9 protein-coding genes are annotated in these 12,749 nt (G+C 64.0%); 4 read left to right on the top strand and 5 right to left on the bottom strand.

Annotation, left to right across the window (positions count from 1 at the left end):
• Positions 1-9 precede the first annotated feature (9 nt).
• Positions 10-330 (top strand): non-heme iron oxygenase ferredoxin subunit, encoded by a 321-nt coding sequence (locus tag GNH96_RS08640; RefSeq protein WP_169603305.1) that lies wholly within the window; start codon positions 10-12, stop codon positions 328-330.
• Here GNH96_RS08640 and pssA read toward each other — a convergent pair.
• The 5 genes from pssA to GNH96_RS08615 form a co-directional block, all read right to left on the bottom strand.
• Entirely contained in the window at positions 327-842 is a 516-nt protein-coding gene (gene pssA, locus GNH96_RS08635) for a CDP-diacylglycerol--serine O-phosphatidyltransferase (RefSeq protein WP_169603304.1), read from the bottom strand. The two genes, GNH96_RS08640 and pssA, sit on opposite strands and share 4 nt — an antisense overlap.
• A 107-nt stretch (positions 843-949) precedes the next feature.
• Complete coding sequence (locus tag GNH96_RS08630) at positions 950-3,940, bottom strand: sensor domain-containing protein (RefSeq protein ID WP_228719772.1); 2,991 nt, start codon at positions 3,938-3,940, stop codon at positions 950-952.
• Positions 3,941-3,968: 28 nt separating this feature from the next.
• Positions 3,969-6,425 (bottom strand): sensor domain-containing protein, encoded by a 2,457-nt coding sequence (locus tag GNH96_RS08625; RefSeq protein WP_228719771.1) that lies wholly within the window; start codon positions 6,423-6,425, stop codon positions 3,969-3,971.
• Between the two features lie 17 nt (positions 6,426-6,442).
• Positions 6,443-7,108 (bottom strand): DUF1614 domain-containing protein, encoded by a 666-nt coding sequence (locus tag GNH96_RS08620; protein WP_169603303.1) that lies wholly within the window; start codon positions 7,106-7,108, stop codon positions 6,443-6,445.
• Positions 7,109-7,313: 205 nt separating this feature from the next.
• Positions 7,314-7,844, bottom strand: a complete 531-nt coding sequence (locus GNH96_RS08615) for an Hsp20/alpha crystallin family protein (RefSeq protein ID WP_169603302.1) — start codon at positions 7,842-7,844, stop codon at positions 7,314-7,316.
• 351 nt (positions 7,845-8,195) lie between these two features.
• Between GNH96_RS08615 and GNH96_RS08610 the strand changes: the two genes are divergently transcribed.
• Genes GNH96_RS08610 through GNH96_RS08600 form a run of 3 tightly spaced genes read left to right on the top strand, consistent with a single transcriptional unit; the run spans position 8,196 to position 12,726 of the window.
• The gene (locus GNH96_RS08610) at positions 8,196-9,350 is read left to right on the top strand and encodes an efflux RND transporter periplasmic adaptor subunit (protein WP_169603301.1); all 1,155 of its coding nucleotides are present in this window, start codon (positions 8,196-8,198) and stop codon (positions 9,348-9,350) included.
• On the top strand, positions 9,347-12,412 hold the full coding sequence (locus tag GNH96_RS08605; protein WP_169603300.1) for an efflux RND transporter permease subunit: 3,066 nt from the start codon (positions 9,347-9,349) through the stop codon (positions 12,410-12,412). Before GNH96_RS08610 ends, GNH96_RS08605 begins: the two co-directional genes overlap by 4 nt.
• Entirely contained in the window at positions 12,409-12,726 is a 318-nt protein-coding gene (locus GNH96_RS08600) for a P-II family nitrogen regulator (RefSeq protein WP_169603299.1), read from the top strand. Before GNH96_RS08605 ends, GNH96_RS08600 begins: the two co-directional genes overlap by 4 nt.
• Positions 12,727-12,749: the final 23 nt, after the last annotated feature.

Here is a 12,749-nt window from a genome sequence, read left to right as displayed (position 1 = left end):
TCGCTGCCGATGAACGACTGGATCGACATAGCGCCGGCGGACGGCTTTCCAGAAGGCGGGCATGTCGTTGCCGATCTCGACGGCATCCCCGTCGCCGTATTCAAGCTGGGCGGCGAGTTCTACGCCATCGAGGACGCCTGCACCCATGATGGCGCCGAGATCGCCAGCGGGCGGCTGGACGGCGGCGAGATCACCTGCCCTCGCCATGGCGCCCGCTTCTGCCTCAAGACCGGCAAGGTCCTCGCGCCGCCGGCCTACGAAGACCTCACCTGCTTCCCCGTCCGGGTGGAGGGGGGCATGATCCAGGTGCGCGACGCGCGCTGGGACTAGAACAGCCGGCTGACTTTGAGGCTGGAGGCCATCAGCAAGCCCATGGCCAGAAACACGGCCGGCCAGGCGCTGAGGCTGGGAGGGAAAAGCACGGACAGCAGGTAGAGCAACGGAAACAGCACGCCATTGACCGTGATCGGCACGCCCTCGAAACCCTTGCCCGTGGAGATGTTGTAGCGCGCCAGCCTGAGCATCCCGCAGGCGACGAAGAACAGCAGCGGCGGCACGGCCAGCCAGGACGGCGCGCTCAGGGTGAAGAACAAACAGGCCGGCGATACGCCGAAGGAGACCAGGTCAGCCAGCGAATCGAGCTGCTTGCCGAACTCGCGGCCGGTATGGTGGGTCCAGGCCGCCACCTTGCCGTCCAGCGAGTCCCACACCACCGCCAGCGCGATCAGCCCCGCGCCGATTTCCGGATGCCCCTGGATCGCCGCGAATATCGCCGACATTCCGCAACTCAGATTGGCGATGGTCAGCGCATCGGCCCAGCACAACAGACGCAGCATGTTCATCTTGGCGTTCCCTTCCCTCTTTACATGGTGATCCTTCCTTGAATAGCACGGGAAGATGACAGCCTGGTGTCACGACCGCCGGTCGCCCGTTCCGCGGCGCCCGCGGATCAGGAAACGATGCCCCGGTCGTTTCCCGCCATGGCCTCGAAGCCGGAGCGCGGGAGGGGAATGCCGAACAAGTGGCCCTGGGCCAGCCGGCAGCCATGAGCCTGGAGATAGATCGCCTGTAGGGGGGTTTCCACGCCTTCCGCCAGCACTTCCAGGCTCATCGCCTGGGCGATCGAAATCATGGCCTTGACCACCTCGGATTTGCGGCGGTCGGACGGAACACCGCGGACGAAGGAACGATCGATCTTGATCCTTTTCACCGGAAAGCGATGCAGGTAGCTCAGGGCCGAATAGCCGGTGCCGAAATCGTCGATGGCGATCGACAGCCCCATGCGGTCGAAGGTTTCGAGTGTCGCGCGGATTTCCTTGCTGTCTTCCAGCAGCAAGCTTTCGGTGATTTCGAGTTCCAGCCATTGCGGCGGGCAGCCCGTCTCATCCAGAATGCGCCGCACGGTACCGGCCAGGTCGTTCAGGATGAACTGGCGAGTGGAAAGGTTGACGGCGACGCGCAGCGGCTGCTCGCGGTGGCGGTTCCAGGCGACGGCGGCCCCGCAGGCCTGGGCCAGGACCCATTCGCCGATGCCGACGATCAGGCCGCTTTCCTCGGCTACCGGGATGAATTTGTGGGGCAGCATGATCCCCTGACCCAGCCTCTTCCAGCGCAACAGGGCCTCGGCGCCGACGAAGGCCCCGTCGGTCATGTCGATCTGCGGCTGGAAATACAGTTCCAGTTCGTTCCGTTGCAATGCCCGGCGCAGGGCGGATTCGATCCGCATGCGTTCCGATGCGCGTGCCGTCAGGTCGGCGGAATAGAACTGGAAATTGTTCCGGCCCCGCCGCTTGGCGTGGTACATGGCCGTGTCGGCAAAACGGAATAGGGTCTCGATGCCAGTGCAATCCTTGGGATAAAGCGCTATGCCCAAGCTGGCGGAAACGAAAAGCTCCCGGCCCTCGATCAGAAATGGCTCGGCAAAAGCGCCGAGGACCCTGGCGGCAAGCGTGGCGAGTTCCGCCCGGTCATTCGGCTCCGGCACCAGGACCGCGAACTCGTCGCCGCCCAGCCGCGCAACCATATCCTCGCCGCGTACGGCGCCCAGCAGGCGGTGGGCGGCTTTTTCCAGCAGCAGATCGCCCACCCCATGGCCCAGGGTGTCGTTGATTTCCTTGAAGCGGTCGAGATCCAGCATCATCAGGGCAAACCGCTCGCCGGCTCCGGAAGCGCCACTTTCCATCGCCTTCCGTATTCTCTCGTTGAGCATTTCCCGGTTCGGCAATCCGGTCAAGGTATCGAAAAAGGCCATGTGATGAATGCGCCGGCGATAGGCATCGATTTCCGTGATGTCCCGTCCGACCGCCAAGACGTGCCTCACTTCGCCTTCAAAACCGACTTCCGGCGTCAGCCGGATATGGGAGACCACCTCGCCCCCTTGGGCCGTCGTCCAGGTCAGCTCGAACTCCTCCGGCATGCCGGTATCGAAAACCTGCCGGATCTTCGCCTGGTAGGCGCGTGCGCTCTCGCCGCCGGGAAATTCGGCCGGTGTCCTTCCCAGCAGTTCGGACAACGGCACGCCCGCCTCCTCCACGAGCCGGGGATTGGCGTAAATGCGCCGGCAATCCCGGCCGTAGCGGGCAACGGTGTCCGGAGAATGCTCGACCAGGGAACGGAATTCCTGCTCCTTCGCCCTGAGCTGACGCTCCGAGCGGTCCCGCTCCAGGGCCGCCGCGACCCGCGCAGCCACGAGCTGCAACAGGGCAGTGACGGAATCCGTCTCAGCCATCGGCCTGCCGTCCATCACCGCGATCAAGCCGATCGCAGTTCCCGTCGAGTCCCACAAGGGCACGCCAGCGTAGCTTTCCACGGCCATGTCCCGGAGCATAGCGTCCTCGGGAAACAGCTTGCGGACTTGCCGGGGGAAACAGCACAGACTGCGGCCCATGAGGCTCTCGCAAGGGGTGCCGGTAAGCCGGTAGCAGATATGGGGCAGCTCCTCGCCCCGTGCATACAGCGCAACCGTTTCGGCGAATTCGGACTCCCTGGTCAGCCTGTCGATGATGACGTAATCGACGCCGAGGGTTTTGCCCAGGTGGCGAGCCATGCCGGAAAAGAACGCTTCGCCCTCGGTAGCCCAACTGCGCTGGGCGATGAAGCGCAAAGTCTCTTCCATCCGCTTCCGCTCGGTGACATCGACCAGAAAGCCGTGCCACAGCGTGGCGCCCGTTCCCTGCCGTTCCGGCAGGGAACGGGCTTCCAGCCAGCGCTCACCCTTGGCCGGGTGCTGTATCCGGTATTCGGACTGAAACGGCAACAGTTCGACGCGGGACGGCGTCTCGTGCTGCAGAAGCATCTCCCTGTCTTCCGGAACAACCAGCGCATGGATGCGGCCGATATCTTCGAGCACCGCCGCCACACTCAGTCCGAGAACGTCCTCCACGCCCGAACTGGCGTAGGTCATGGCAAGGCTGCCGTCGGCCCGTTGTTCCACGGTATACATGAATCCCGGCGCGCACTGGGCAAACCGGGACAACCGCCGCAGGCCGGCCTGCTCCGCCCGCAGCCGCTCGATTTCCTTGATACGCTCCTCGGCCTCGCGGCGGGGGCGCAGATCGCGGCTGATGCACATCGCCAGGCGTTTTCCATTCTGCTCGAACAAGTTGGTCGTCACCTCGACCGGAATCACCTCGCCGCCTGCCACCCTATGCAGCGTCTCGAACGTCATTCCCCCCGTCAGCCGGTGTTGCTCGAGGCTCAGGCGCAGGCTTTCCTCGTCGTGGGTAGGATCGAAATCCAGCGGACACCAGGTCAGCAAGGTCTCGAGATCGACGCCGAAATGGCGGCAGGCGGCTTCATTGGCGTAGATGATGCGCGCGGAATCCCCGATGTCGTGCACCGTCACCACCTGATCCTGCAGGCATTCGATCATCGCCCGGAACATGGCGTTTTCCCATGCCGCGCTTTCCCTGTGCTCCAACTCGCCTCCTTCCAAGCTCATGGTGTAAACGCCCCCGGCATCGGCAGGATCAGGCACTGCCCGCCAGAAGGACTTCGAACCGATCCTGCGGCACGGGCTTGCCGAACAGATGCCCTTGTGCCAGACGGCAGCCCTGGGCATGGAGGTATTCCGCCTGGCGGGGCGTCTCCACCCCTTCCGCGATCACTTCCAGTTGCAGGGCGCCCGCGATCGAGATGATGGCCTTGACCAGTTCGGCCTTTTCCTTGTCCGCCGGAAATCCATGGATGAAAGAACGGTCGATCTTGATCTGGTCCAGCGGAAAACGGTTGAGATAGCTCAGCGCCGAATAGCCGGTGCCGAAATCGTCGATGGAAATGGCGAACCCCATCTCGTGAAGCTCCTCCAGCGCGGCGCCGACGTCGGTATCGTTCCCGAGCAGCAGGCTTTCGGTGATCTCGAGCTCCAGCCATTCCGGACGGCAGCCGGTGTCCTGGACGATACGATGCAATTCGCCCGGCAAGTCGTTACGGGTAAATTGCCGGGTCGACAGATTCACCGCGACTTTGAACGGCGAGTCGATGGTTCGGTGCCAGTGGACGGCCCGGCGACAGGCCGTCGCCAGGACCCAGTGGCCGAGATCGCGGATGAACCCCGTTTCTTCGGCGACGGGGATGAATCGGTCGGGTGTCACGATTCCCTGCTGGGGATGCCGCCAGCGCAGCAAGGCCTCCGCCCCGACGATACGCCCGGCCGGCAGGGCCACCTGGGGCTGATAGTACAGTTCCAGCTCGCCGTTCCCGAGCGCCCTGCGCAACGCGCCTTCCATGGCCATGCGGTCCGACACCCGCACGGCGAGTTCCTCCGCGTAGAACTGGAAGTTGTTCCGGCCCTGCTTCTTGGCGTGGTACATCGCAAGATCGGCCTGCTTGAACAGTTCGTCGACGTCGCAGTGGCCCTCCGCATGCAGGACGATGCCGATGCTGACCGAAACGAACGTCTCCTTGCCTTCGATGGCGAAAGCTTCGCCGAAGGCCTCGAGAATCCTGCCGGCGATGGCCCGGAGATCGCCCTGATCGCGCACCACCGGCAACAGGATGGAGAATTCGTCCCCTCCCAGCCGCGCCACGGTATCGTAGCCGCGGACGCAGGCATTCAGGCGCCGGGCGGCCTCGCACAGCAGCCTGTCGCCGGCCCCGTGCCCAAGGGTGTCGTTCACCTCCTTGAAGCGGTCCAGGTCCAGCAGCATCAGGCCGAACTGGCTGCCCCGCGTGGCGGCGTCGGCGAGACACTGGCGAAGCCGGTCGTTGAGCAGCGCCCGGTTGGGCAGGTCGGTGAGGGGGTCGAAGAACGCCAGGCGCTGGATGCGCCGGCGGTATTCGTCGACCTCCGTGATGTCGCGGCCGACCGCCAGCACGCCGATGCATTGGCCGTCCGGGTCGTGCTCGGCCACCAGGCGGATGTGCAGCAGCCGGGGACCCTTGTGTGTCCCCCGCAGCAGCAATTCGATTTCATCCGCCTTGCCCGTGGCCATGACCGCTCGGAGCTTGCCCTCGTAGGCCGCGAAACGTTCGTCGCCGGGATGAAGCTCGGTGGGGGTCTTGCCGAACATCTCGCCGGCGGAGAAGAGCAAGGTGTTCTCCAGGCTGGGATTGAGATAGACGACGCGGCAATCCCGGTCATAACGCATGATGCTGTCGGGCGAGTTTTCGGCGAGCGAGCGGAATTCACGTTCGCGCCGGAGCAACGCCGCCTCCGTCCGCCTGAGGATGCCGGTGTCGCGAACCAACGCCAGCATGTAGCCGCGGCCTTCGTGCTCGAGGTAGTGCGCGTCGACCGCGACCGGAACCCGCCGTCCGTCCTTGGCGCGCTGGACCGTTTCCCATTGCAGCGAGACTTTCTCGCGGATTTCGCGGAAATGGCCGGGCCAGGACTGCGGTGCCAGATCAGCCACGACATCGGCGACCGACAGGTTCAGAAACTCCTCCCTGCCATAGCCCAAGGCCTTTCGGCAGGCCTTGTTCGCATACACGAACCGCCCCTCGGCATCGCAGATCGAGACCCGTTCGGAGGCGTGATCGAGCGCCTCGTCCATCAGCCTGGCGCGGGTTTCGGCCCGTTTGCGCTCGGTGACGTCCATGAGGAAACCGTGCCACCGGGTCGCGCCGCCGGCTACACGTTCGGGGGTGGCGCATGCCTCCAGCCAGCGCAGCCCCTTGGCTGGATGGACGATCCGGAATTCCGTCCTGAACGGGGTCAGATGGCGCCTGGAGGCCGCCTGTTGGCGTATGACGAGCGCGAGATCCTCCGGCCTGATCAGCGCCTGGAGGCAGCCGATATCGTCCAGCATGCGGGCAAGCTCGAGTCCGAGAATGTCCGCCATGCCGGGGCTGGCATATACGATCACGAGGCGGCCATCGGGAGGCTGCTCCAGGATGTACATGCCGCCCGGCGCGCTTTCCGCAAAACGGGACAGGCCGGAACTTTGATCATCCAAGTCCCCGCCCAGCCCGTCGATCGTCGCCATGTCCCCTTGCCCTCCCTTCAGGTCAGAAGGACCGCGACCAGGCCGGTCATGAAGATGCCATCGAAGGTTCCCGCCCCGCCGATGGAAGCGATCGGCGTGCCCAGGCGGCGGATATCGGGAATGCGCAGCAGATCGGCCCCGATCAGCACGCCGATCGTTCCGGCGATGTAGGCGACCGGCGCCCGGTGTTCTCCTCCCAGCACCAGGGCAACCAGCGCCGCCGCCAACGGAGCGATCAGGATGGGCATGCCGATGCCGAAACCGGGAATGGGCCGGCTGAAGCCGTACGCCACTGCCGCGACGATGGCCGTCGCCAGTCCCAATGGCGGCAGCGGGATACCGTTATTGGCGAGCAGGTAAAACGAAAAAGCCACCGGGACCAGTCCGCCACCCACGTTGACCACGATTTTCGTCCGCCCGTTGAACGGAATGTCCGGCAAGCGCAGCAGCCCGCGGAACGGCTGTGGCGGAACGACCGGCGGCGTGTCCGCCTTGATGGTGGCCACCGGCAGGTTGATGGCGCTGCCCAGCAGGGACGTCAGGACCAGGCTGAGGGCGGACGAGGGATCGAGGCCGAGCTTTTCGAAAGTCAGCGCGATGATCTGGAAATTGATGCTGACGATGATCCACAGCAGCAAGCCGGCAAAAAACAGAAAATACAGGGGGGAGAAGGGACCGCGCATGGGATGACCTAGCCTTATCGTGAAAGTCGCATAGCGAACACCGTTCTCGTCCTTAACCTGCAGGATAAGCACTGGCCGAGGGAAACGATCATGGCGCAGGCGGTTTTTTCGTTACCGGAGCCGGGACACCCCGGCCTTGCGGTTCGACAAAAGGCCGGGCCGGCCGAAGATTAAGGATTCTCCGGGCCGGCCTCGCTGCCCGCGATCAGTCGATCTTGACGCTCTTGCGCTTGCTGCTCGCCGCCTTGGGAATCACCACCTCCAGTATTCCATCCTTGAAGGAAGCCTTGGCCTTGTCCGCGTCCACGGCACAAGGGAGGCGCAGGCTCCGGCTGAATTCGCCGCGGCTCATCTCGCGGTAAAAGTACTGGCCCTTCTCATCCTTGGTTTCGGCCTGCGAGGAAGCCCGCAGCGTGAACATGTCTTCACTGAGAGAGACCTCCAGATTGTCCTTGGTGACACCGGGCAATTCCGCCTTGACGACGACCTCGTCCGCGCGGTCGATCACGTCGACTTTCGGTACGCGAACACTGGTCAAACCGGTCCGGAACAACGAAGGCCAGGGCCGCCGCATCATCGCCCAGGGATCGTGTTCCAGCCATCCCGCCGGTACGATCTGTTCCATCCAGCGCTCCATCTCTTCCCAGGGGCTCGGGTAGGCTCTTGTGGCCACCGGCTCCGGCGCCTTCAGTTCCTTGCCCGTCGATTCTTTTTCACACTCTTCTTTCTTGGACATGACATGCTCTCCTATCACTCAAGTCAGCGAGATTGAACCCGGACGTTTCGCCCGGATTTCGAACCCTGTCGTCGAATGGCCCGACGCCGGTAAGTATAGCGGTATCGGTCCAAAAGGACCCCCGCGGCCGGGGCTTTACCCCCGTCTCTGAACGGCATGACCGGATGATTTTCCCATGACTGAAGCTAAAATCCCGAATTTCCATCGCATCGCAGATAACCGTTCCGTGGGTGCGAATATTGCTCTGATCTCTGGCCGGCCAGCGGTCGGAATCTGGCGGTGCCCGAACTGCGGGCGCCGCCTCTCGCACAGACCCGCGCCTCTATGGCCAACCTCCGGGAGTCCGACACCATGAAATTCCATCGCATGTGGCAATGGTTCCGCCCGTGCACGCTGGCGCTCGTGCTCGTAGCCTGTCACGGAACGGATGACAATGACCAGGCCGAGCTTTCGCCGAATCCACAAGACATCCTCCAGCTTCCGGCCAATTCCCCCAAGATCCACTCGATTCGGGAGGCGGAAGCCATACCCGAACAGCGCCCCCTGTTGGAACCCATTACGGGCAAAATCACCTACGACGAGACCCGTACCGTGCGCGTTTCATCGCCCATCGCCGGACGCATCATCGCGATACCCGCGCAGCTCGGCGCCGCCGTCGGCGTGGGCACTCCCCTGCTGGAACTGGATAGCCCCGAGCTCGGGCAGGCCCAGGCGGAATACGCCAAGGCCACCGCCGACCTGAAACTGGCGGAATACGATTTCGAGCGGCTGAAAAACCTGTACGAACACGGCATCGCCCCGCACAAGGAATTCCACCAGGCCGAGGACGCGCTGGAGCGGGCGCGCAGCGAGGCCGAACGCAGCCGCCTGCGGCTGGCGAATCTCGGCGTGCATGAAAAACGCCCCGACAACCATTTCACACTGAAGGCACCGATCGCCGGCATCGTCACCGAGCGCAACGTCAATCCCGGCATGGAAGTCCGTCCGGACCTGACCACGCCGCTGTTCGTGGTGTCCGATCTGAGCCGGCTCTGGGTCCTGCTGGATGTCTTCGAGAAGGATCTGGCCGTGATCCATCCCGGCCAGGACGTCAAGCTCACCGTGCCGGCCTATCCGGACGAGTGGTTCCCCGCCCGGATCGACTACATCGGCAAGGTCGTGGACGAGACGACGCGGACGGTGAAGGTGCGCTGCCTGTTGCCCAACCCGGACGGCAAGCTTCTTCCATCGATGTATGCCTCGGTGGAGGTGGAGAGCCCGCCCGACGACAAGGCGATCGTCGTCCCCTTGACAGCCCTGTTCACCGAGGGCGAATCGGACTGGCTATTCGTCGCCCTCGGTGAAGGACGCTACCAGAAACGCGAGGTCCGGGTGGGATTGCGGCTGAAGAAAGAGGCGGTATTGCTCGAGGGCGTGCAGCCCGGCGAGCGGATCGTGACCGATGGGGCCCTGTTGCTGCGCTCGGAACTCGACACGGCGCCGGACGCCGAAAAGAAACAGCCATGATTCGTGGCATCATCGCATTCAGCCTGCAGCAACGCCTGCTCATCCTCGGCCTGGCGGCGCTGCTGGCGGCAGGCGGCATTCTCTCCTTCGAAAAGCTGCCGGTGCAGGCCTTTCCCGACGTGCAGAACGTGTTCGTGCAGGTCGTCACCCAGTTTCCCGGCCAGGCGCCGGAAGAGGTCGAGAAACTGGTCACTCTGCCGATCGAGCGCGAAATGAATGGCCTGCCCCATCTCATCAATCTGCGCTCCGTCTCCATCTTCGGCCTGTCCGTCGTGACCCTGACTTTCGACGACGACGCCGAAGATTATTTTTCCCGGCAGCAGGTACTGGAGCGGCTGCGCGCGGTCGGCCTGCCGGCCTCGGCCAGCGCCAACCTGGGGCCGCTCAGTACGGGAATCGGCGAAATCTACCGCTACCGCATCGAAGCGCCCCACCTGTCCCTCATCGAGCAGCGCGCGTTGCAGGACTGGGTGATCGAGCGGCGTCTGCGCACCGTGCAGGGCGTGGCGGATGTGGTGTCGTTCGGCGGCGGCGTCAAGCAATACCAGGTGCAGATCGATCCCAACCGGCTGAAGGACTACCGGCTGGCGGTCCAGGACGTCTATCAGGCGGTGGCGAACAACAACGGCAATACCGGCGGCGGCTACATCGAGCATGGGGACGAAGCGCTGGTCGTCCGAGGCGTCGGACTGCTCAAATCGGTGGACGAAATCAAGTCCATCGTCATTGCCACCCGCGCCGGCGTGCCGATTCATGTGCAGAACGTCGCCACCGTGAGCGTCGGGCCGCAACCCCGCACCGGCATCGTCGGTTTCAACCAGCTCGATGACGTGGTGGAGGGCGTGGTGCTGCTTATCAAGGGCCGCGACGCGCTCGATGTACTGAGCGGTGTCAAGGCCGAAATCGACGCACTGAACCGGCATGGCTTACCGGCCGGGGTGACGATCGTGCCGTTCTACGACCGGACCGAGCTGGTGCATCACACCATTCGCACGGTCGAGCACAACATGCTGGAAGGAGCCTTGCTGATCCTCGCCGTCCTGGTGGTATTCCTGCGCCGTCTGGCGGCCGCGCTGGTGGTCATCGTGGTCATTCCGCTCTCACTGCTGTTCGCATTCATCCTCATCGACGCCATGCACATCTCGGCCAACCTGATTTCGCTGGGCGCGATCGATTTCGGCATCATCGTCGACACGGCGGTGGTACTGGTGGAAGCGGTCATCGTCCGCATCTCGCTGGACCTGGACCGCGGGGCGAGCCTGCCGCAAATGCGGCGAACCCTGCTCGACACCAGCATAGAAATGGGCCGGCCGGTGCTGTTTTCCAAAGCCATCATCATCACCGCCTTCCTGCCGATCTTCACCTTCCAGCGGGTGGAAGCCAAGATTTTTTCGCCGATGGCCTACACGCTGAGCTTCGCCCTGCTCGGCTCCCTTGTCGTCAGCCTGACCCTCATCCCGGTACTGCTGACCTATCTGCTGGGGCCACGCCTGTCGGAAGCCCACAATCCGCTGGTGACTTTCATGGAGCGCGGCTACCGCCGGCTTTTGGTCGGCATCCTGCGGCGGCCGGCCCGACTGTTCGCGGCCAGCGGCCTGCTGCTGGCGCTGGCCGGCGGCTCGGTCCATTTCATCGGCACGGAATTCATGCCCAAGCTTGACGAAGGCAACATCTGGCTCACCATCACCCTGCCGACGCCGATTTCGCTGACCAAGGGCAAGGAGCTGGAGCGCGACATCCGTACACGCCTGCAGGAATTTCCCGAAACCCGCTCGATCACGACCCAGCTCGGACGGCCGGAAGACGGCACCGATCCCAAGGGCTTCAACAATCTCGAAATCCTCATCGACCTGAATGACAAGGACACTTGGCGTTTTTCGGACAAGGACCAGCTGGTGGAGGCCATGCAGCAGAGACTCGACATCTTCCCCGGCCTGCAGTTCAATTTCTCGCAAGTGATCCAGGACAACGTGGAAGAAGCGATTTCCGGCGTCAAGGGCGAGATCGCGGTGAAGATTTTCGGCGACGACCTGAAGATCCTCCAGGAAAAGGCCGATCAGGTCACCCATATCCTGCGCTCGATCCGCGGCGCCACCGATGTCGCCGCCGAACAGCAGTCCGGCCTGGCCCAGGCCGTGATCGAAGTGGACCGCGCCGCCATCGCCCGCTATGGCGTCAGCGTCGACGACGTGGAGGAGACCATCGGCATCGCCGTCGGCGGCCGGACCGCGACCCGCTTTCTGGAAGGCGAACGGCGCTTCGACGTCGTGGTCCGGATGAAGGAGGATGCACGCGACTCGGTCGGCGCCATCGCCGATCTCACCATCGCGACGCCCCTGGGCAGCCGCGTGCCGCTGGCCGAACTGGCTGCCATCAAGGTCGACCAGGGGGCTTCCCGGATCAGCCGCGAGGACAACCGGCGGCGCATCGCCATCAAGTGCAACCTGATCGACCGCGACCAGGGCAGCTTCGTGGCCGAAGCCCAGGAGCGCGTCGCCCGCGAGGTTCGCCTGCCGCCCGGCTACCGGCTGCTGTGGAGCGGCCAGTTCGAGAACCAGCAGCGGGCCATGAAGCGCCTTTACGTCATCGTGCCCATCAGCCTGCTCCTGATCTTTCTTCTGCTATTCTGGACGTTCAAGTCGATGCGCCATGCGGGGCTGATCGTGATGAACGTGCCGTTCTCGCTCATCGGCGGACTCGGCGCCTTGCTGGCGACCGGAATCCACCTGAGCGTCTCGGCCGCCGTGGGTTTCATCGCGCTGTTCGGCATCGCGGTGCAGAACGGGGTCATCCTGCTGTCCCGGATCAACCAGTTGCGGATGGAAGGACGCGACATGACGGATGCGATCATCGACGGCTCGGTGAGCCGCCTGCGGCCGGTCGTGATGACCGCGATGATGGCGATGCTGGGCCTGTTTCCGGCGGCCTTGTCGCACTCGGTCGGCTCGGAAACGGCGCGGCCGTTCGCGGTGGTCATCATCGGCGGACTCGTCAGCGCCACCCTGCTGACCCTGACTTTGCTCCCGGTACTCTATCGGCGTTTCGGAGGAGCCGCCTCATGAAAGAGATACGCGCCTATATCCAACCGTTCATGCTGTCCAAACTGACCATGGCCTTGCTCGACATCCCCGGATTTCCGGGAATGAGCGTATCGGACTGCGAAGGCTTCGGCCGCAGCAAGGCCAGCGCCGCCCAGGACTTCAGCCCGTTCATGGCGAAGAAGCGGATCGAAATCTTCGCGCCCGATGACCTCGCCGACCGCATCGCCGCCGTCATCATGGAAACCGCCAACACCCATCAGCCCGGCGCCGGCACCGTCTACGTGCTGGACGTCGGCAAAGGCGCCCGCATCAGCATCGGCCAGTGGGAAAGCTGATCCGGCTGGGGTAATCTTCGCGC

The sequence above is a fragment of the Methylococcus geothermalis genome (assembly GCF_012769535.1).
Lineage (GTDB): Bacteria > Pseudomonadota > Gammaproteobacteria > Methylococcales > Methylococcaceae > Methylococcus > Methylococcus geothermalis.
Note: the sequence above shows the minus strand (reverse complement) of the source record. Positions and strands in the feature narration are given on the sequence as shown.

What these genes read in the sequence shown, in the direction of transcription:
- GNH96_RS08625 (WP_228719771.1), bottom strand. Translation starts at nt 6,425, where the DNA reads ATGGCGACGATCGACGGGCTGGGCGGGGACTTGGATGATCAAAGTTCC.
- GNH96_RS08605 (WP_169603300.1), top strand. Translation starts at nt 9,347, where the DNA reads ATGATTCGTGGCATCATCGCATTCAGCCTGCAGCAACGCCTGCTCATC.
- GNH96_RS08620 (WP_169603303.1), bottom strand. Translation starts at nt 7,108, where the DNA reads ATGCGCGGTCCCTTCTCCCCCCTGTATTTTCTGTTTTTTGCCGGCTTG.
- pssA (WP_169603304.1), bottom strand. Translation starts at nt 842, where the DNA reads ATGAACATGCTGCGTCTGTTGTGCTGGGCCGATGCGCTGACCATCGCC.
- GNH96_RS08600 (WP_169603299.1), top strand. Translation starts at nt 12,409, where the DNA reads ATGAAAGAGATACGCGCCTATATCCAACCGTTCATGCTGTCCAAACTG.
- GNH96_RS08630 (WP_228719772.1), bottom strand. Translation starts at nt 3,940, where the DNA reads ATGAGCTTGGAAGGAGGCGAGTTGGAGCACAGGGAAAGCGCGGCATGG.
- GNH96_RS08610 (WP_169603301.1), top strand. Translation starts at nt 8,196, where the DNA reads ATGAAATTCCATCGCATGTGGCAATGGTTCCGCCCGTGCACGCTGGCG.
- GNH96_RS08615 (WP_169603302.1), bottom strand. Translation starts at nt 7,844, where the DNA reads ATGTCCAAGAAAGAAGAGTGTGAAAAAGAATCGACGGGCAAGGAACTG.
- GNH96_RS08640 (WP_169603305.1), top strand. Translation starts at nt 10, where the DNA reads ATGAACGACTGGATCGACATAGCGCCGGCGGACGGCTTTCCAGAAGGC.